The organism is Isoptericola sp. BMS4 (assembly GCF_011634835.1).
In the GTDB taxonomy this organism is placed as follows: Bacteria; Actinomycetota; Actinomycetes; order Actinomycetales; family Cellulomonadaceae; genus Isoptericola.
In genome coordinates this window covers 2,783,097-2,801,874 of record NZ_SIRP01000001.1, presented here as the reverse complement: position 1 = coordinate 2,801,874, position 18,778 = coordinate 2,783,097, and the positions used below count along the sequence as shown (strand labels likewise).

Annotated in this window: 15 protein-coding genes; 9 read left to right on the top strand and 6 right to left on the bottom strand. The window is 73.9% G+C overall.

From position 1 onward, the window contains the following. Nucleotides 1–447 (bottom strand): alternative ribosome rescue aminoacyl-tRNA hydrolase ArfB, encoded by a 447-nt coding sequence (gene arfB / locus EYB28_RS12590; RefSeq protein ID WP_166848384.1) that lies wholly within the window; start codon nucleotides 445–447, stop codon nucleotides 1–3. 153 nt (nucleotides 448–600) lie between these two features. Between arfB and EYB28_RS12585 the strand changes: the two genes are divergently transcribed. Continuing rightward, nucleotides 601–1,851: a DUF4143 domain-containing protein gene (locus EYB28_RS12585; protein WP_166848381.1), complete on the top strand. Its 1,251-nt coding sequence runs from the start codon at nucleotides 601–603 to the stop codon at nucleotides 1,849–1,851. 184 nt (nucleotides 1,852–2,035) lie between these two features. Here EYB28_RS12585 and EYB28_RS12580 read toward each other — a convergent pair whose 3' ends face one another. Continuing rightward, entirely contained in the window at nucleotides 2,036–2,548 is a 513-nt protein-coding gene (locus tag EYB28_RS12580) for an LURP-one-related/scramblase family protein (RefSeq protein ID WP_166848379.1), read from the bottom strand. 201 nt (nucleotides 2,549–2,749) lie between these two features. Here EYB28_RS12580 and EYB28_RS12575 point away from each other — a divergent pair, with 201 nt between their 5' ends. Both EYB28_RS12575 and EYB28_RS12570 read left to right on the top strand, forming a co-directional pair. Beyond that, nucleotides 2,750–3,022, top strand: a complete 273-nt coding sequence (locus EYB28_RS12575) for a type II toxin-antitoxin system Phd/YefM family antitoxin (RefSeq protein WP_166848375.1) — start codon at nucleotides 2,750–2,752, stop codon at nucleotides 3,020–3,022. Between the two features lie 4 nt (nucleotides 3,023–3,026). Next, nucleotides 3,027–3,428 (top strand): type II toxin-antitoxin system VapC family toxin, encoded by a 402-nt coding sequence (locus EYB28_RS12570; protein ID WP_166848372.1) that lies wholly within the window; start codon nucleotides 3,027–3,029, stop codon nucleotides 3,426–3,428. A gap of 178 nt (nucleotides 3,429–3,606) precedes the next feature. On the opposite strand, the gene metH is transcribed toward EYB28_RS12570, so the two are convergent. After that, a complete protein-coding gene (gene metH / locus EYB28_RS12565; RefSeq protein ID WP_166848368.1) occupies nucleotides 3,607–7,203 on the bottom strand; it encodes a methionine synthase in 3,597 nt (1,198 codons plus the stop codon). Nucleotides 7,204–7,252: 49 nt separating this feature from the next. Next, nucleotides 7,253–8,146 carry an SMP-30/gluconolactonase/LRE family protein gene (locus tag EYB28_RS12560; RefSeq protein ID WP_166848365.1) on the bottom strand — a complete coding sequence of 298 codons (894 nt, stop codon included), beginning with the start codon at nucleotides 8,144–8,146 and terminating at the stop codon, nucleotides 7,253–7,255. Between the two features lie 133 nt (nucleotides 8,147–8,279). On the opposite strand from EYB28_RS12560, the gene EYB28_RS12555 reads away from it, so the two are divergent. Next, a complete protein-coding gene (locus EYB28_RS12555) occupies nucleotides 8,280–9,401 on the top strand; it encodes a GNAT family N-acetyltransferase (protein ID WP_166848362.1) in 1,122 nt (373 codons plus the stop codon). 98 nt (nucleotides 9,402–9,499) lie between these two features. After that, a complete protein-coding gene (locus EYB28_RS12550) occupies nucleotides 9,500–10,252 on the top strand; it encodes a lysoplasmalogenase (RefSeq protein ID WP_240930540.1) in 753 nt (250 codons plus the stop codon). On the opposite strand, the gene EYB28_RS12545 is transcribed toward EYB28_RS12550, so the two are convergent. Next, the gene (locus EYB28_RS12545) at nucleotides 10,168–10,620 is read right to left on the bottom strand and encodes a GNAT family N-acetyltransferase (RefSeq protein WP_166848359.1); all 453 of its coding nucleotides are present in this window, start codon (nucleotides 10,618–10,620) and stop codon (nucleotides 10,168–10,170) included. The two genes, EYB28_RS12550 and EYB28_RS12545, sit on opposite strands and share 85 nt — an antisense overlap. 50 nt (nucleotides 10,621–10,670) lie before the next feature. On the opposite strand from EYB28_RS12545, the gene EYB28_RS12540 reads away from it, so the two are divergent. Beyond that, nucleotides 10,671–11,375 carry an alpha/beta fold hydrolase gene (locus tag EYB28_RS12540; protein WP_166848356.1) on the top strand — a complete coding sequence of 235 codons (705 nt, stop codon included), beginning with the start codon at nucleotides 10,671–10,673 and terminating at the stop codon, nucleotides 11,373–11,375. A gap of 15 nt (nucleotides 11,376–11,390) precedes the next feature. On the opposite strand, the gene EYB28_RS12535 is transcribed toward EYB28_RS12540, so the two are convergent. Then, nucleotides 11,391–13,877 (bottom strand): DNA topoisomerase (ATP-hydrolyzing) subunit A, encoded by a 2,487-nt coding sequence (locus EYB28_RS12535; RefSeq protein ID WP_166848353.1) that lies wholly within the window; start codon nucleotides 13,875–13,877, stop codon nucleotides 11,391–11,393. Between the two features lie 172 nt (nucleotides 13,878–14,049). On the opposite strand from EYB28_RS12535, the gene EYB28_RS12530 reads away from it, so the two are divergent. From EYB28_RS12530 to EYB28_RS12520, 3 genes are all read left to right on the top strand, one after another. Continuing rightward, nucleotides 14,050–16,845 carry a GNAT family N-acetyltransferase gene (locus EYB28_RS12530; protein ID WP_166848350.1) on the top strand — a complete coding sequence of 932 codons (2,796 nt, stop codon included), beginning with the start codon at nucleotides 14,050–14,052 and terminating at the stop codon, nucleotides 16,843–16,845. A 64-nt stretch (nucleotides 16,846–16,909) separates the two neighbouring features. Next, entirely contained in the window at nucleotides 16,910–17,530 is a 621-nt protein-coding gene (locus tag EYB28_RS12525; protein ID WP_166848347.1) for a DUF5998 family protein, read from the top strand. After that, complete coding sequence (locus tag EYB28_RS12520) at nucleotides 17,527–18,765, top strand: alkaline phosphatase family protein (protein WP_166848344.1); 1,239 nt, start codon at nucleotides 17,527–17,529, stop codon at nucleotides 18,763–18,765. Before EYB28_RS12525 ends, EYB28_RS12520 begins: the two co-directional genes overlap by 4 nt. The last annotated feature ends 13 nt before the right edge of the window (nucleotides 18,766–18,778 follow it).

Here is an 18,778-nt window from a genome sequence, read left to right as displayed (position 1 = left end):
TCAGTCGTCCCGCGAGGGCCGGGACGAGCGCATCCGCTTGGTCGCGGATCGCTGCTTCTTGGCCGTGAGTCGCCGCTCCTGGGACCCGCGGGTGCGCCGCGTCGCGCGACGGCGGGGTCCGGGCGGTGCGACGGCGTCGGCGACGAGCGCGGCCAGACGACGCGCTGCCGCGTCCCGGTTGCGCCGCTGCTCACGGTGCTCGGACGCCGTGACCGTCAGGACGCCGTCGACCAGGCGATGACCCGCCCGGGCGGCGATCCGCTCGCGCTGCACGCGGCTCAGCACCGCCGAGCGGCCGACGTCCCAGGACAGCTCCACCCGGGAGTCGGTGGTGTTCACGCCCTGCCCGCCGGGGCCGGAGGACCGCGAGAACCGCTCGGTCAACTCGGCCCGGGGGATCGTCAGGGACGGGCCGACGACGAGTCCGTCGCGGGTCGGTGAGGGCATGCACCTATGGTGCCGCGGGACCTGAACGAGGTCACGGGTATTCGGTGTCCCGGTGGTCTTCGGCGCTGATCAGGTGGGTGGCGTCGTGGAGAAGGTCGCCCAGAAGGCGTGTGAAAGGTAGCGTAGAGAAGGTGGATTCGGTAGCGTAGCTGCATGGTGGCATACCAGCGACGGATCGTCGACGACCGACTCGACGAGCTGCAGCCCCAGCTACGTGCGATCTCGATCCACGGCCCCAAAGGCGTGGGCAAGACGGCGACCGCCTCCCGCCGAGCCGCGACGATCATCTCTCTCGACCGTGATGCGACGCGCACCCGCTTCGCCGTCGCCCCCGACCAGATGCTGTCGGAGGCCGACGGACCGATCCTCATCGACGAGTGGCAGCGCTGGCCGGAGTCGTGGGACGTCGTGCGACACGCGGTCGATGGGGGAGCGCCACGAGGCCGCCTGATCCTGGCGGGGAGCTCGGCACCGCGCGGCGCCACCGTGCACTCCGGTGCGGGGCGCATCGTGCCCTTCCGGCTACGCCCCCTCAGCCTCGCGGAGCGAGCGATCGAGGAGCCGACAGTCAGCCTGGCGAGCCTGCTCGGTAGCGTGGTGGACGCCTCCGGCTCCACGGATCTGGCGCTGTCCGACTACGTCCGGGAGATCGTCGCCGGCGGGTTCCCGGGGATCCGGGACGAGCCGGAGGACATCCGTGAGGAACTGCTCGACGCCTACGTGGACAACATCGTCCAGCGCGAGTTCCCCGAGCAGGGCTATCCGGTCCGTCGACCCGAGACCCTCAAGGGATGGCTTGCTGCCTATGCGGCTGCGACCTCGACCACGACGGCCTACAACGCGATCCTCGCCGCAGCCACACCTGGCCAGAACGACAAGCCGGCGAAGACGACGACGATCACGTACCGCGACGCCCTGTCGGGACTCTGGCTCCTCGACCCGGTCGAACCCTGGACCATGGGCAAGAACCACTTCCAGCGGTTGGCGATGGCTCCGAAGCACCAGCTGGCCGACCCGGCGCTGGCGGCCAGGCTGCTCGGTGCGACGGCGGATTCGCTGCTTCGAGGCGACGACGCGCAGCTGCTCGGCCTGCTCTTCGAGCACCTGGTCACGATGAGCATCCGGACCTACGCGGAAGCGTCGCGCGCGCAGGCCTTCCACCTGCGCACGCAGGACGCTAGGCACGAGGTGGACCTGGTCGTCGAGCGTCGGGACGGGGCGGTTCTCGCGATCGAGATCAAGCTCGCGACCCATCCGACCGACCGAGATGTCCGGCACCTGAACTGGTTCCGCGACCAGCTGGGTGAGAAGTGTCTCGGGGGAGTCGTCGTCACGGCAGGCAGTGACGCCTATGTGCGCCGTGACGGCATCGCGGTCGTCCCCGCCGCACTGCTCGGCGCGTGAGCCGGCGTTTGTGCAGGACACGGGTCGATTCTTGGTGATCAGGAACGGGATGGTCAGGATCACTCGCGCGATGCCGATGACGACGAAGCGCTGAACCAGGCCCAGGACGAGCATGGTCGCGACCACGCCCAGGGTGAACGGAATGCGGCGCGCCGTCCGCCCGAGCCGGCTCACGGAAGGCCGCTCAGTCGCGTTCGACCCAGCGGTCGACCGCCCAGACCACGGCCAGTGCCAGGCCGACGTCGATGCCGTCGGCGACGTCGAGGGTGTACGAGTCGCGGATGGTCACCCACTTCTGGGTGATCTGGACCACGTGCCGATCGCCCGCGCTGACGGAGTAGTTCTTCTCGATGAAGGACCCCTCGAGGCCCCAGGGCTCGCCGCCCGGGACCTCCATGGTCATCTTGTCCTTGATCATGGAGAAGGCCTTGGCCCGCAGGGAGGCGACCTCGGTGCCGTCGGCGGTGGCGATCGTCATCTGCTTGGGGATGCCGAACATCTTGCCGGTGACGGTGTAGACGACGTTCCCGGCGGCGTCCTGGACGTCGGCCTTCGGCCGCATGCCCACCTTGCCGTCCACGAACCACACCTGTTCCTCGGTGTCCGGGGCGAGGACGGCGAAGTCGCGTCCCATGCCGAACCTGCTCTTGAGGATGTAGCGGGACCAACCGGCGGGGGGCGGGGGGAGGAGCGGCATCGGGACCTCCGGGTCGACGTGCCAGCAACGTAGCGCAGGGCATCTGTCGCAGCACGTGGAAGGCTACGCGGCCCACGGCCCGCCCGGCGGTCGCGGCCGCACGGCGGCATCTGGGGTCGAGAAGGCAGTGTCGCGCTACCTCGGGCTGCTGCCCGGGGACGATCGCTAGAAGCATCTTCTATTCTGTGGGACGCTGTACTCATGCGAGCGATCAGCATCACCGAGCTCAACCAGCAGACCTCCCGGGTGCTCCGCGAGGTGCAGGAGGGTGAGCAGGTGGAGATCTCGATGCACGGGCGTGTGGTGGCACGCCTCGTGCCCGCCACGGATCAGGCGACGTGGCTGGAGCGCAAGAAGGCCGAGGGACGGATCACTCCGCCGTCGGCGCCTGATACGCCCCTTCCGGACCTTGTCGCGGCTCGGTCCGGCCTCTCGTTGGACCAGCTCATCGACGAGTCGAAGGGCGACCACTGACGTGGTGGCGTACATCGACTCGTCGATCGCGCTCCGCATGATCCTGGACGACCCGGGCAGCGCGGCGGTGCGCGCCTGGTGGACAGCAGCGCGGAACGCGGGTGAGGAGATCTTCTCGTCCAAGCTTCTGCAGGTGGAGATGTCTCGGGTCCTCCAACGTGAACGGTTCTCGCTGGCGCTGAGCGTGCCGGTGCTGTCTGCGCTGTGGTTGATCGACATCGACGACGACGTGGTGCGCGCCGCCTCGACGATCAGCACTGGGCAGCACCTGCGCTCGCTGGACGCCATCCACCTCGGAACGGCCACCTTGCTCGCGCCCGACGGTATCGCCGTGGTGACGCACGACCTCCGCATGAAGGAGGTCGCCGTCGGCCTCGGGCTGACCGTCGTCGATCCCGCCGAGTAGGAGTGTGCCTATTCCTCGATCGCCGAGCCGAGCTCGTGGAGGACGGCGGCCCGGGCGTCGCGCCCGCGTTCGCCGCGCCGGGCGACCAGCACCTCGATCATGGCAGAGCTGGCAACTCAAATGCTGCATGCTTTCGAATGGCTTCGAGAGGATCTCCCTCATTTCAGCAGGAGCGGCGTCAAACGCTGTAGTACTTGGCCTCGGGGTGATGCAGCACGAACGCGTCGGTGGACTGCTCCGGGTGGAGCTGCAGCTCGTCGGAGAGCGTCACGCCGACGCGCTCGGGGCGCAACAGGTCGACGACCTTGCGGCGATCCTCCATGTCGGGGCAGGCGGGGTAGCCCAGCGACATGCGGGCCCCGCGGTACTCCAGCTTGAACATGCCCTCGACATCGGCGGGGTCCTCGTCGCCGAACCCCAGCTCGTCGCGCACGCGGGAGTGCCAGAACTCGGCCAGCGCCTCGGTGAGCTGCACGGACAGCCCGTGCAGCTCCATGTACTCGCGGTACTTGTTCGCCTCGAACAGCTTCGCCGTGTACGCGGAGACGGGCTCGCCCACGGTGGCGAGCTGGATCGGCAGCACGTCGTAGCGGCCGGTCTCCTCGACCCACGACTTCGGGCGGATGAAGTCGGCCAGGCACAGGTGACGGTCGCGCTTCTGCCGCGGGAACGTGAACCGCAGCCGCTCCGTCCCGGGCTCGCCGCCGGATCCGCCGTCAGGCGCCCCGATGCCGCCCAGCCCCGGGCCGTGGTGCGCGACCACGATGTCGTCGCCCTCCGACCACACGGGGAAGTACCCGTAGACGACGGTCGGGTCCATGATCGAGTCGGTCCGGATCTGCTCCAGCCACTGGGCGAGGCGCGGCCGGCCTTCGGTCTCGACCAGCTCCTCGTACGACGCACCACCCTCGCCGCGACCGGGCTTGAGGCCCCACTGGCCCATGAACGTGGCGCGCTCGTCGAGGAACGCGGCGTAGTCGGCGAGCTGGATGCCCTTGACCACGCGCGTGCCCCAGAACGGGGGAGCGGGCACCTCGTTGTCCGTGGCGACGTCGGACCGCTCGGGCGTGTCCTCCGGCGCGGTCTCGTCGACGGTGACCACGTTGTGGCGGCGCTTGCGCAGCGCCGGCAGCCCCACCGCCTCCGGGTCCGCGCCGCGCGCGATCGCGACCAGCGGCTCCATGAGGCGTAGCCCCTCGAAGGCGTCGCGGGCGTACCGCACCGTCCCCGGGAACTGCGAGGCGAGGTCGTCCTCGACGAACGTGCGGGTCAGCGCCGCGCCGCCGAGCAGGACCGGCCAGCGCCCGTCGAGGCCGCGGGACGTCAGCTCCTCGAGGTTCTCCTTCATCACCACGGTCGACTTCACCAGCAGCCCGGACATGCCGATGACGTCGGCGCCGTGCTCCTCGGCGGCCTCGATCATGGCCGAGATCGGCTGCTTGATGCCGATGTTGACCACCGTGTAGCCGTTGTTCGTCAGGATGATGTCGACGAGGTTCTTGCCGATGTCGTGCACGTCGCCGCGCACGGTCGCCAGCACGATGACGCCCTTGGACTGCTCCTCGGCGCCCTCGACCTTCTCCATGTGCGGCTCGAGCAGCGCCACGGCCGTCTTCATGACCTCGGCGGACTGGAGCACGAACGGCAGCTGCATCTGCCCCGACCCGAACAACTCGCCGACGACCTTCATCCCGCCCAGCAGGTGGGTGTTGACGATGTCGAGGGCCTTCATGCCGTCGGCCAGCGCCGTGTCCAGGTCGTCCTCGAGACCCTTGCGCGCGCCGTCGATGATGCGGCGCTCCAGACGTTCGCCCACGGGCAGCGCGGCGAGCTCGGCGGCCCGCTGGTCGCGCATCGCGGCGGCGTCGACGCCGGAGAACACCTCCAGCAGATGCGACAGCGGGTCGTGGGTCAGGTTGCCCTCGTCGTCGTACTGTCGCCGGTCCCACACGAGGTCCTCGGCGGCCTGCCACTGCTCGTCGTCGATGGCGGTACGCGGCAGGATCTTCGCGGCGTGCACGATGGCGGAGTCCAGGCCGGCCTGCGTGGCCTCGTGCAGGAACACCGAGTTCAGCACCGTGCGCGCGGCCGCGTTGAGACCGAACGACACGTTCGAGACGCCGAGCGTGGTGTGCACGCCGGGGTAGAGCCGGTTGATCTCGCGGATCGCCTCGATGGTCTCGATGGCGTCGCGCCGCGTCTCCTCCTGCCCGGTCGCGATGGGGAACGTCAGGGCGTCGACGATGATGTCGTCCACCCGCATGCCCCACTGCTCGGTGAGGGTGTCGATGAGGCGCGAGGCGATCGCGACCTTCTTCTCGGTGGTGCGGGCCTGGCCCTCCTCGTCGATGGTCAGGGCGACGACGGCGGCACCGTGCTCGCGCACGGCCGGCATGATCCGCTGGAACCGCGACCCGGGTCCGTCGGAGTCCTCGAAGTTCACCGAGTTCACCACGGCGCGCCCGCCCACCAGCTCCAGGCCGGCGCGGATCACCTCCGGCTCGGTGGAGTCGATGACCAGCGGCAGCGTCGAGGCGCTCGCCAGCCGCGAGACGACCTCCCGCACGTCCGCGACGCCGTCGCGCCCCACGTAGTCGACGCACACGTCGAGCAGGTGGGCGCCGTGCCGCGTCTGGTCGCGGGCGATGTCGACGATGTCGTCCCAGCGGCCCTCCAGCAGCGCCTCGCGGAACGCCTTGGAGCCGTTGGCGTTGGTGCGCTCGCCAATCGCCAGGTACGAGGCGTCCTGGGACAGGTCCGTGTGCGAGTACAGCGACGCGACACCGCTGGTGCGCTCCACCTCGCGCTCCGGCAGCGGGCGACCGCGCACCGCGTCGACGACGCGCGCCAGGTGCTCCGGCGTCGTGCCGCAGCAGCCGCCCACCATCCCGAGGCCGAACTCGTCGACGAACTGGCTGTGCGCCGCGGCCAGCTCGTCCGGGGTCAGCGGGTAGACGGCGCCGTGCGGGCCCAGCTCGGGCAGGCCGGCGTTCGGCATGCACGACACCGGCATCTCGGCGTGCTTGGCGAGGTAGCGCAGGTGCTCGCTCATCTGGTCCGGCCCGGTGGCGCAGTTCAGGCCGATCACGTCCACACCGACGGCCTGCAGCGCGGTGAGCGCCGCCCCGATCTCCGAGCCCATGAGCATGGTCCCGGTGGTCTCGACCGTCACCGAGGCGATGACCGGCACCCGGCGCCCGACGGCGGACATGGCCTCGTGCGCGCCCGTCACGGCGGCCTTGGTCTGCAGCAGGTCCTGGCTGGTCTCGACCAGGATCGCGTCCGCGCCGCCCTCCAGCAGCCCGGCGGCCTGCTCGGCGAACGTGTCGCGCAGGTGCTCGTACGTGGTGTGCCCCAGCGAGGGCAGCTTGGTGCCCGGACCCATCGAGCCCAGCACCCAGCGTGGGTGGTCGGGCGTCGCGTAGACGTCGGCGCGCTCGCGGGCCAGCTCCGCGCCGACGCGGGCGAGCTCGCGGATGCGGTCGTCGATGCCGTAGTCCGACAGGTTCGACCAGTTCGCGCCGAACGTGTTCGACTCGATCGCGTCCACGCCGACCTCGAGGAAACCGTCGTGCACGCCGCGGATGATGTCCGGGCGGGTGACGTTGAGGATCTCGTTGCAGCCCTCGAGCTGCTGGTAGTCGTCCAGCGTCGGGTCGGCGGCCTGGATCATCGTGCCCATGGCGCCGTCGGCCACGACCACCCGGGTGCGCAGAGCATCCAGCAGGGCGGCGGAGCGGGCGTTCGCGGCGTCGAGGTCGAGCGTGGTCGTCACCCGTGCAGCGTAACGGCGTGGCGGCCCCGTCGAACGGGGCGTCCACCGGTCACAGCAGCGGCACGCCGTTCACCGACAGCAGGAGCGAGTACACCGACGTCGTCGCCGTGACGAACAGACGATTGCGCTTGGGACCGCCGAACGCGAGGTTCGACACCTCCTCGGGCAGCCGCAGCCGCCCGATGACGGTCCCGTCGGGGTCGAGCACGTGCACCGCGTCGCCGGCCGCCACCCACGCCCGCCCGGCCGTGTCGAACCGCACGCCGTCCGGCCCCGCCCCGAGATCGGCGAGGACGCCCCCGCCGGAGAGCCGGCCGCCGTCGACGTCGAACACCCGCACGTGCTGCCGGCTCGTGTCGGCGACGAGCAGACGCCGCCCGTCCGGCGTGAACGCGAGGCCGTTCGGGCGGTCCATGTCGGTGACGACGGCGGCCACCTCACCCGTGCCGGGGTCGACCCGGTAGACGTGGCACCCGCCGATCTCCGGCTGCGCGGCCTCGCCCTCGTAGTCGCTCGCGATGCCGTACGGGGGATCGGTGAACCACACGCCGCCGTCGGCCGCCACCACGACGTCGTTCGGGCTGTTGAGCCGCTTGCCCTCCCACCGGTCCGCGAGCACCGTCATCGAACCGTCGTGCTCCGTCCGGACGACGTCCCGCGGACCCTGCCGGCAGGTCACCACCCGGCCCTGCGGGTCGAGGGTGCGGCCGTTGGTGTAGCCCGCCGGGGAGTCGAGCACGCCGACCGCGCCGCTCGCCTCGTCCCACCGCAGCACCCGGTCGTTCGGGATGTCGCTGAACAGCAGGTAGCGGCCCGCCGGCACGTACAGGGGCCCCTCCGTCCACCGCGCGCCCGTCCAGAGCCGTTCCACGTGCGCGTCGCCGTGGACGGCGGCGAAGCGCTCGTCGAGCTGTTCGAGCTCGGTGGGGATCGTCTCGGTCATCGCACGCTCCGTCGCGGGTCTGCACTGGTCAGGAGATCGCACGCTGCCACACCGACCTCGTGCGGGCAAGCCGCGCCCGCTGCCCGCGAAAATGTCGGTGCGCCCACCTCGCTCGGGTGCCTACCGTGACCCCATGGCGACCCCCACCCCTGCTCCGCTCGCCCCGATCGCGCTCCGGGTGGGAGCGCCCGCCGTGCTGCCCCCGCTCACCGCGGGCGGGTTGTCCTGGGCACCGATCGCGCTCGAGGACGCCGCGGACCTCAACGCGCTGCGCAACGCGGTCGCCGAGGCCGACGGCGAGCCGGTCCGCGAGTCCGAGGCCGAGACGGCCGACGACCTCGCCGGGCCCGGGCACGACCTGGCCACGGACAGCCTGATCGGGCGGGACACCGACGGGACCGCGCGGGCGTGGGCGACGGTGGTCTCGCCGCCGGGAGACACCGGCACGGTCCGGGCGTTCCTGTTCGGTGGCGTCCATCCCGACCGCCGCGGCGAGGGCATCGGGGCCGAGCTGTTCGCCTGGCAGGAGGCGCGCGCCCGCCAGGTGCTCGCCGCCGGCGGCAAGGACGTGCCCGCGCGCATCGGGGTCTACGCGTCCGACACGGTGCCGGCGGCAGCCGTCCGACTCTACGAGCGGGCCGGCTTCACGCCGCGCCGCTACTACGCCGACCTGGAGCGCGACCTGCGCGACCCGGCCGCCCCGCCGCTGCCCGACGTCGTCCCGGACGGGTCGCTGCGCCTCGTGCCACTGACGAACGCGCTGGACGAGCCGACGCGCCTGGCGCACAACGACGCGTTCCGCGACCACTGGGGCAGCGAGCCGCGAACGGCGGAGCAGTGGCGCTCCGGCCGCACGGCGTACGCCCCGGAGTGGTCGTTCGCCGTCGTCGACGACGCCCCCGACGTGCTGGCGCTGCTCGCCGACCCGGCCACGGACCCCGACACCGCCGCCGCGCTGCGGGCGGGGGAGCCGCTCGTGGTCGCGTACCACGTCGCGGCCCGGTACACGGAGGACTTCGCCGTGCGCGGGCACCCGTTCGGCTACACGGAGCTCCTCGGCGTGCGCCGCGCCTACCGGGGGCGGCGGCTCTCCCTGGCCCTCCTCGTGGCGGGGATGCGCGCGTTCGCCGCCGACGGCATGGCGGTCGCCGCGCTCGACGTCGACACGCAGAACCCGAGCGGGGCCCACGGCCTGTACGCGCGGCTCGGGTACGTCAAGCGGTACGGCTCCACGCTGCGCACGATCGAGCTCTGAGCTCAGAGGGCACTGTGCCCGTCGTCGCAGGCCCGCGACCTGCGACGACGGCGCACCGCACTCACGGCGGGCACCCGGAGGGCGCTAGGCTGCCCGCCGTGACCGACGTCGTTCGCCGTGGACAGCGCTCCCGCCTGCAGCCGCACGAGGTGCCGAGGCTGCTGCCCACGCCGACGGCCAGGGCGGCGGCGGTCGCGCTCGCCATGGTGACGGTGCTGCACCTGGTGGCGCAGGCCGTCGGCGACGCCACCGCGGCACGACTCACGCAGGTGGCGCTCATGCCGCTGCTGGCCGCTACCGTGTGGTGCGCCACCTCGGCGCCCCGGTCGCGCCTCGTGCGGCTGGTGCTCGTGGCGCTCGGGTGCGCCTGGCTCGGGGACTCGCTGCCCGGCCTCTTCGCCGGCGACACGGCGTTCCTCGTCATGGTGGCCGGCTTCCTGGCGGCACAGGTCGTGTACGTCGTGGCGTTCTGGCCGCGACGGCGCGCCTCGCTCGCCCGGCGCCCGGGCGTCGTCGCCGTCTACGCGGGCGTGGCGCTCCTGCTCGTCGGCGTGTGCGCGCCCGGCGCCCCGGGCCCGCTGCTGGCCGCCGTCGTGGTCTACGGGGCGTGCCTCGTGACGATGGCGCTCCTCGCCACGGGCGTGCACCCGCTGACCGGCGTCGGGGCAGCGGTGTTCCTCGTCTCGGACGCGATGATCGCCCTCGGGGCGTTCACGCCCTGGTTCACCACGAGCGGGTTCTGGGTGATGCTCACCTACGTGGTGGGTCAGTGCCTGGTCGTCGCCGGGGTGCTGGCGCGCTGCATCCACTCCGCCGAGCCGTCGATCGGCACGAACCCGAGCCGCTCGTAGACCCGTCGCCCGTCGTCCGACGCCTTGAGCACGACTCGCTTGAGGCCGAGCGGCTCGACGTCGGCCAGGACACCCGCGACCAGGGCCGAGCCGAGGCCGGCTCCCCGGTGCGCGGGGTCGACGACGACGTCGGCCAGCCACCCGAACGTCGCGGCGTCGGTGACGAGGCGCGCGTACGCGACCTGGGCCCCGCCGCCGCTCTCGTACACGCCGTAGTTGCGCGAGCCCGCGATCGCGGCGTCCTGCAGCTCGCGGCCGCGGCCCCGGGCCCAGTACGCGTGCTCCGTGAGCAGCGCGTGCACGCGCGCGGCGTCGAGCCGGTGCGGGTCGGCGGAGAACTCGTAGCCGGCGGGCAGGTCGACGTGCATGCGCCCAGTGAATCAGGTGCCCTGTCGGTGGTGGTGCCTACGGTCGGGACATGGACATCATCCTGGTCCCCGGGTTCTGGCTGGACGGTTCCGCGTGGGGCGACGTCGTCCCCGTGCTCCAGGCCGCGGGGCACACCACGCACCCCCTCACCCTGCCGGGCATGACGCGGGGCGCCGACGGCTCCGGCGTCCACCTGGCCGACCACGTGGCCGCCGTGGTCGCCGCGGTCGACGTCGTGCCGGGAGACCGTCCGGTGGCGCTCGTCGGCCACTCGGCGGGCGGCGGGCTCGTGTACGCCGCGTCGGACGCCCGCCCGGAGCGGGTGGCGCGCGTGGTCTACGTGGACTCCGGGCCGATGGCCGACGGGCAGGCGGTGAACGCGGACCTGCCGCCCGACGTGGTCGACCACCAGCTGCCCGCCTGGGACGAGCTCGAGGACGCCGACCTCGCGGGCCTCACCGACGAGCTGCGTGAGAAGTTCCGCGCCCGGGCACTCCCGCAGCCGGGCGCGACCGTCCGCGAGCCGCACCGCCTGAGCGCGGACGCGCGTCGGCTCGACATCCCCTCCACGGTGGTCGCGTGCGAGATGCCGGGCAGCGTGCTGCGGGACCTGATGGCTCAGGGCCACCCGTACATGGCCGAGCTGGCCCGGCACCACGACTGCGAGATCGTCGACCTGCCGACCGGGCACTGGCCGATGTTCACGCGCCCTGCCGACCTGGGTGAGACGATCGCGGCCGCCCTGGCGCGGTGACCCGCGGCCGTCTCGTCAGCCGATCGCGGCGACCGGGGCTCCGAGCGGCTGGCCGGACCCGTCGCGGCGGTCCGTGCTCTCGGGCAGCTCCACGGGCTGGCCGCCCGACCCGACGGCGCGCGCCGGCCCCTCGCCGACCCAGGCCAGGACCAGGCCGGCCTCGCCCTTGAGGAACCGGTGCGCGCGCACGCCGCCGGTGCCGCGCCCCTTGCCGGGGTAGAGCTCGTACGGGGTGACCTTGGCCGACCCGCCGCCGGTCCCGGGCAGAGCCCCGGCCGCGCCCGCGACGGTCACGACCGTGTGCAGGTCGCGGCTCGCGGCCCGCGCCACGCCGAAGAACACGACCCGCTGCCCGGCACCGAGCCGGATGCCCGCCATGCCCGCCGCGGCGCGACCCTGCGGGCGCACCGCCGAGGCGTCGAAGTGCAGCAGACTCGCGTCCGAGGCGACGAAGACGAGCTGGTCCTCGTCGGCCGCCGGCGCGGCGCCGACGACGCGGTCGCCGTCCTTGAGTCCGATGATCTCCCAGGAGTCGCCGTTCTTCGGGGCGTCGGACGGCGCGACCCGCTTCACGACGCCGTTCGCGGTCCCCAGCGCGAGCGTGGGGGCGTCCTCGGCGAGCGAGACGACGGCCAGGGCGCGCTCGTCGGGACCGAGCGCCACCAGCTCGCTCATCGGCACGCCCCCGGACAGCGACGGGGCACCGTCCGTCGCGGGCAGGGCCGGCAGGTCGAGCACCGACACCCGGTGCAGGGTCCCCGTCGAGGTGACGACGCCCACGTGCCCACGGGTGGTGGACAGCGCGTCGCCCGCCAGCGCGTCGTGCGAGTGGCGGCGCCCGGCGCGCTCGACCGGGGCGTCCGCCGCGTCGCCCGACGTGCGCGCGAGGAGGCCCGTCGCGGACAGCAGCACCCGGGTGGGGGAGTCCGCGATCTCCAGGGACAGCGCGGGCGCCGACTTCTTGCTGCGGCCGTTCGTCGCGGCCGGCGCCGTGGCGCCGCCCGCGGAGTCCAGCAGGACGGTGCGTCGCGGGGTGCCGTAGGTGCTCGCGACCTCGCCCATCTCGTCGGACACCACGCCGCGCAGCCGCGCGTCGTCCGACAGGATCTCGAGCAGCTCGGCGATCTCGCGCTCCAGCTCGCCGCGCTCGGTTTCCAGCTCGATGCGGGAGAACTTGGTCAGCCGGCGCAGCTGCAGGTCGAGGATGTAGGACGCCTGGGCCTCCGACAGGTCGAAGACGCTCATCAGGCGCTCGCGCGCCACGCCCGCGTCGTCCGAGGAGCGGATGACCTGGATGACCTCGTCGATGTCGACGATCGCCACGAGCAGACCCTCGACGAGGTGCAGCCGCTCGCGGCGGCGGGCGAGCCGGTACGCGGACCGGCGGCGCACCACGTCGATGCGGTGGTCCACCCACACGCGCAGCAGCTCGAGCAGCCCGAGCGTGCGCGGCTGCCCCTCGACCAGGGCCACGTTGTTGATGCCGAAGGAGTCCTCCAGCGGCGTCGTGCGGTACAGCTGCTCCAGCACGGCGTCGGGGTCGAAGCCCGTCTTGACCTCGACGACGAGCCGCAGGCCGTGCGCGCGGTCCGTGAGGTCCTGGACGTTCGTGACGCCCTGGATCTTCTTCGTCCGGACGCCGTCGGCGATCTTCTCGATGACCTTCTCCGGCCCCACGCCGTACGGCAGCTCCGTGACCACGATGCCCTTGCGCCGGGCCGTGACGTTCTCGATGCGCGCCGTGGACCGGGTACGGAACGACCCGCGGCCGGTGCGGTACGCGTCGCGGACGCCGTCGAGCCCGACGATCTTGCCGCCCGAGGGCAGGTCGGGGCCGGGGACGTAGCGCATCACGTCGTCGAGCGTCGCCTCGGGGTTCGCCAGCAGGTGCTGCGCGGCCGCGACCACCTCGACGAGGTTGTGCGGCGCCATGTTGGTGGCCATGCCGACCGCGATCCCCGACGCCCCGTTGACCAGCAGGTTCGGGATCGCCGCCGGCAGCACCGAGGGCTGGGTGAGCTTGTTGTCGTAGTTCGGCACGAAGTCGACGACGTCCTCGCCGAGCCCGGCCGTCATCGCGACCGACGGCGGGGCGAGCCGCGCCTCGGTGTACCGGGCCGCGGCGGGCCCGTCGTCGAGCGAGCCGAAGTTGCCGTGCCCGTCGACCAGCGGCAGCCGCATCGAGAAGCTCTGCGCGAGGCGCACCAGCGCGTCGTAGATCGCGGCGTCGCCGTGCGGGTGGAGCTTGCCCATGACCTCGCCGACGACGCGCGAGGACTTCACGTGCGCGCGGTCCGGGCGCAGGCCCATGTCGGCCATCATGTACAGGATCCGGCGGTGCACCGGCTTGAGGCCGTCGCGGGCGTCCGGCAGCGCACGCGAGTAGATGACGGAGTACGCGTACTCGAGGAACGAGGACTCCATCTCCGACGCGACGTCGATGTCGACGATGTTCTCGTCGTACGGCTCGTCGGCGACGGGTGCGCTGGTCTTGCGCGCCATGCGGTGCGGCTCCTTGCTGGGCTGTCGGAACAGGCGGTCTGATCGGGCTGTCGAGGGAGGGCCGGTCGGCAGGTCCGACGATAGCGGCAACCGGGGACACGGCGGCGCAGGCGCGGCGGGGCGGGCGCCCGTCGCTGCGCGCGCCGTCGGTGCGCCCGGGTAGCCTGCCCCGGTGGACGTTCCCGCACCCGGGGCCTCGGCCTCCGGCGCCGCCCCGCCCCCGCGGCAGACCTCGGCCTACCCCGTCGAGTGGGAGGCCGACGTGGTGCTGCGCGACGGCACCCCCACGCACCTGCGGCCCATCCGCCCCGACGACGCCGACGCGATCCAGCGCTTCCAGGAGGCGCAGTCGGAGCGCTCGGCGTACCTGCGGTTCTTCGCGCCCGTGCGGCGGCTCACGGCCCGGGAGCTCGACCGCCTCACCCGGGTGGACCACCACGACCGCGTCGCGCTGGTCGCGGTGCGCCCCGGCGCCGGCGCGGACGGTGAGCGGCGCGAGGACGTCATCGGCGTCGCCCGCTACGACCGGGTCACGGCGACGGACGCGGAGGTGGCGTTCAACATCGCCGACGCGGTGCAGGGCATGGGGCTCGGGTCCGTCCTGCTGGAGCACGTGGCCGCCGCGGCCCGTGAGCGGGGCGTGCTGCGCTTCACCGCCGAGGTGCTGCCGCAGAACGGTCCTATGCTCGCGGTCTTCCGCGACGCCGGGTACGAGGTGGCCCAGCACCTCGACGACGGCGTCGTCACCGTCGCCTTCGACCTCGAGGCCACCGAGCGCTCCCGGGCCGTCATGGCCGACCGCGAGCACCGCGCCGAGGCGCGCTCCATGCAGGGCCTGCTGACCGCCCGGCGCGTCCTGCTGGTGGGCCCCGGGCGGCCTGCGGCGGGGGAGCGGCTCGCGAGCGAGCACCACCTCGCCCAGCGGGTCGTCGAGGCCGCGGCGACCGACCCCGGGGACACCGAGCTCCTGGTGGTCGGCGCCCCCGCCCCCGTCTCCGACGCTCCGGGCCTGGCCGAGCTGGCGGGCTGGGACGCGGTGGACGACGCCGGTGACGTCGACCTCGCGCTCCTCGCGGTCCCGCCGCAGGACGCGGTCGCCGCGGTCGAGCGGCTCGTCGGGCACGGCGTGCGCGGCGTCGTCGTGCTCGCCACCGGGTACGCCGAGACCGGTCCGGACGGGCTGGCCCGCCAGCGCGAGCTGGTGCGCACCGCCCACGCCGCGGGCATGCGCGTGGTCGGCCCGGCGTCCTTCGGCCTGCTCACCACCACGCCCGGCGCCCGGCTGCATGCCAGCCTCGCGGCCGCCCCGCCCCGCGCCGGCGCCGTCGGGCTCTTCTGCCAGTCCGCGGCGTCCGCCGTCACCCTCACCGCGACGCTCGAGCGCCGCGGCCTCGGCGTCTCCGCCCTGGTCTCGGCCGGCCACCGCGCCGACGTGTCCGGCAACGACCTCATGCAGTACTGGCAGGACGACCCGCGCACCTCCGTCGTGTGCCTGTACCTCGAGTCCATCGGCAACCCGCGCAAGTTCTCCCGCGTGGCGCGGCGGCTCGCCGCCGTCAAGCCGCTGGTCGTGGTGATCGCCGGCCGGTCCGGGCAGGTCGTCCCTCCCGGGCACGCCGTACGCGCCACGCACGCGCCGCGCCGGCTGCTCGACGAGATGCTGCGCCAGTCCGGCGTGATCCGGGCGGAGAACACCCACCAGCTCATGGACGTCGCGCAGGTGCTCGCGCACCAGCCGCTGCCGGCGGGACGCCGGGTCGGCATCCTCGCCTCGTCCGCCGCCCTGGCCGCCCTCGTCGCCGAGGCGGCCGCGGCCGCGGGCCTCGTCGTGGCCGCCTCGTCGGACTTCCTGCCGCCCGACACGCCCGACGAGGAGATCACCCGCGTCGTGGACGCGCTCTACGCCCCGGGATCGTGCGACGTCGTCGTGGCGGTCGACGTGCCCGTCGTGGTGCCGCGCACCGGCGCCGTGGCCCGGGCCGTCGCCGAGGCCGCCGCCCGTACCGGGCGCACCACGGTGGCCTCGATGCTCGGCCTGAGCGGGCTGCCCGACGAGCTCGCCGCCACCGCTGCGGACGGCTCGGAGGTGCGCATCCCCGCGTTCTCCACCCCCGAGGACGCGGTGACCGCGCTCGGAAAGGTCGTGCGGTACGCGCGCTGGCGCACGGAGGACCACGGCACCTACGCGCGGCCCGACGGCATGGACTCCCGCCGCGCCCGCCGGCTCGTCGAGGCCGGGCTGGCGGACGCCGACGACGGCACGGTCGAGAGCCCAGGGCGCGAGCTCACCCAGGACGAGGCGGCCGAGCTCCTGGACTGCTACGGGCTGCGGCTGTGGCGCTCGCGGACCGTGCGCACCGCCGAGGAGGCCGTGGCGGCGGCGGACGACCTCGGGTGGCCGGTCGCGCTGAAGTCGGCCTCGGCGGCGCTGCGGCACCGGACGGACCTGGGCGGGGTGCGCCTCGACATCGCCGAGCCCGACGAGCTCACGACGGACGTCGAACGGCTGCGCGAGGTGGCGACCGCGGTCCTCGGCGACACCGAGCCGGACCTGGAGGTGCAGCGGATGGCGCCCGCCGGGGTGGCGTGCGTGGTGCGCTCCGCCGAGGACCCGCTGTTCGGGCCGGTGCTCTCGTTCGGCCTCGCCGGGGACGCGACCGACCTGCTCGACGACGTCGCCCACGGCGTGCCGCCGCTGACGGACGTCGACGTGGCCGGCATGGTGCGCCAGGTGCGCGCCGCCCCACGGCTGTTCGGGTACGACGGCGCCCCGGCCGTCGACACGGGCGCGCTCGAGGACGTCCTGGCCCGCGCGTCCGCGATGGCCGACGACCTGCCGGAGATCGCGTCCCTCGAGCTGTACCCCGTGGTCGTCGGTCCCCAGGGCGCGAGCATCCTGCACGCCGGGGTGCGCCTGCGCCGCACCGGCCAGCGCGCCGACCCGCTGCGGCGGGCGCTGCCGGGCTGACGCCCCGGACCGCCCCGGAGGCAGGCGGTGGTCGGGCGGCGCCCGCGAGTGGGACAATGCGCGGGTGCCGAACGTGACAGCCCGGGAGAACCTCCGCCCCGACCTCTCCGAGAACCTGCGCCGCGCCGGGTACTACCCGGACCTCGTCGACGACGTGCTCGACGTCGCGCTCGCGGAGGAGCCGGTGGTGGCCCACCTGGTCCAGGCCGAGACCACCTTCGACGACTCCGTGCGCCGCCACCTGACGGTCCTCGCGCTGACGCCCACCCGGCTCGTCGCCGCGCACGTCGACGACCACGAGGGCGACGCCGCCCACCCGTCGTCGGCCGCCGCCACGACCGAGGCCGTGCCCCTGGGGGAGATCCGGTCCGTGGCCCTGACACACATCGTGTCCGAGCCCGCGGAGCACCGCCGCGGGGACAGCGCCGCGGAGCTCACGCTGGCCATCGGGTGGGGCGCGGTCTCCCGCGTCGACCTGGAGCCCGCGCAGTGCCCCGACCCGAGCTGCGAGGCCGACCACGGGCTCACCGGCCAGCTCACGCCCGACGACGTGGTCGTGCGGGTCAGCGGCGCCGCCGAGGGCCGCGACGCGGTGGGGCGCGCGACCGACTTCGCCCGAGCCCTGTCGATCGCGACGGGCACGACGCGACGCGGCGGGACGTCGGGAAGCCGCGCCGCCCGATGACGGCCGCGGTCCCGGCGACCCTCCCGGAGGGGCTCGTCGCCCCGTCCTACGGCACCGGCTCCCTGGCGGCGGTGCTGCCCGCCGTCGCCGGCGCCGTCGGGGTGCCGGTGCGGACGTCCACCGGCCTGGACGGGGTCGAGTGTGCCGCAGCCCTCGGCCTGCCCACGGGCGTGGAGCGCGTCGTGGTGGTGCTGGTCGACGGCCTCGGGCACGCCAACCTCGCCGAACGGGGCGGGCACGCGCCGTTCCTGCGCTCGCTCGTGGCCGACGGCCGCACCCTGCGCACCAGCTTCCCGTCGACGACGGCCGCGGCGCTGGCGACCTTCGGGACGGGCACGGCGCCGGGGCGCACCGGGCTGCTCGGTTACACCCAGCGCAACCCCGCCACGGGGGGACTGGTCACCACCATCTCGTGGACCGAGCAGTCCGACCCGTACCGCCCGGGGCGCCCGCTGTCGGGCCCGGTGCGCACGGCGCCGGAGCTCCTGCAGCGCGAGCCGACGGTGCTGGAGACCCTCACCGGCGCGGGCGTGCGCGTCCTCGCCCCCGGCCGCCGGAAGTTCGACGGCTCCGGGATGACCCGTGCCGCGCTGCGCGGCCCCCGGTACCTCCCGGCCGAGACGCTCGCGGCGCAGGTGGACGCGACCGTGCAGGCGCTGCGGCCGGCCGGCGGGCCTCCGCGTGTCGCGTACCTGTACCACGGCGACGTGGACAAGACCGGCCACCACGACGGCCCGGACTCCTGGCAGTGGGGCGACGCCCTGGAGGCCGCCGACGCCGAGCTCCGCCGCCTCGTGCGCTCGGTGCCGCCCGGCACCCTCGTGCTCGTCACCGCCGACCACGGCCAGGTCGCCGCGGACCCGGCGCGCCAGCACGACGTCGCCGCGGACCCCGACCTGGCGCGCGACGTCGCGCTGCTGGGCGGCGAGCCGCGCGCGACCCACGTCTACGTCGCCGACGGCGCCGACCCGCGGGACGTCGCCGCGCGGTGGGCGGGCGTGCTCGGCGACGACGCCCACGTGGTGCTGCGCGACGACGCCGTCGCCGACGGCTGGCTCGGGCCCGTGGCCGAGCACGTGCTGCCCGCGGTGGGCGACGTGCTGGTGGCGGCGCGGGGGGCGGCGACCGTCGTCGACTCGCGGCTGCACCCCGCCGGGGCGCGCGCCATGCCGGGCGTGCACGGGTCCCTCACCGAGGCCGAGATGCTCGTGCCCCTCCTGGCGACCGTGGTGTGACGGCCTGCCGGGC

What these genes read in the sequence shown, in the direction of transcription:
- arfB (WP_166848384.1), bottom strand. Translation starts at nt 447, where the DNA reads ATGCCCTCACCGACCCGCGACGGACTCGTCGTCGGCCCGTCCCTGACG.
- EYB28_RS12585 (WP_166848381.1), top strand. Translation starts at nt 601, where the DNA reads ATGGTGGCATACCAGCGACGGATCGTCGACGACCGACTCGACGAGCTG.
- EYB28_RS12580 (WP_166848379.1), bottom strand. Translation starts at nt 2,548, where the DNA reads ATGCCGCTCCTCCCCCCGCCCCCCGCCGGTTGGTCCCGCTACATCCTC.
- EYB28_RS12575 (WP_166848375.1), top strand. Translation starts at nt 2,750, where the DNA reads ATGCGAGCGATCAGCATCACCGAGCTCAACCAGCAGACCTCCCGGGTG.
- EYB28_RS12560 (WP_166848365.1), bottom strand. Translation starts at nt 8,146, where the DNA reads ATGACCGAGACGATCCCCACCGAGCTCGAACAGCTCGACGAGCGCTTC.
- EYB28_RS12555 (WP_166848362.1), top strand. Translation starts at nt 8,280, where the DNA reads ATGGCGACCCCCACCCCTGCTCCGCTCGCCCCGATCGCGCTCCGGGTG.
- EYB28_RS12545 (WP_166848359.1), bottom strand. Translation starts at nt 10,620, where the DNA reads ATGCACGTCGACCTGCCCGCCGGCTACGAGTTCTCCGCCGACCCGCAC.
- EYB28_RS12540 (WP_166848356.1), top strand. Translation starts at nt 10,671, where the DNA reads ATGGACATCATCCTGGTCCCCGGGTTCTGGCTGGACGGTTCCGCGTGG.
- EYB28_RS12535 (WP_166848353.1), bottom strand. Translation starts at nt 13,877, where the DNA reads ATGGCGCGCAAGACCAGCGCACCCGTCGCCGACGAGCCGTACGACGAG.
- EYB28_RS12520 (WP_166848344.1), top strand. Translation starts at nt 17,527, where the DNA reads ATGACGGCCGCGGTCCCGGCGACCCTCCCGGAGGGGCTCGTCGCCCCG.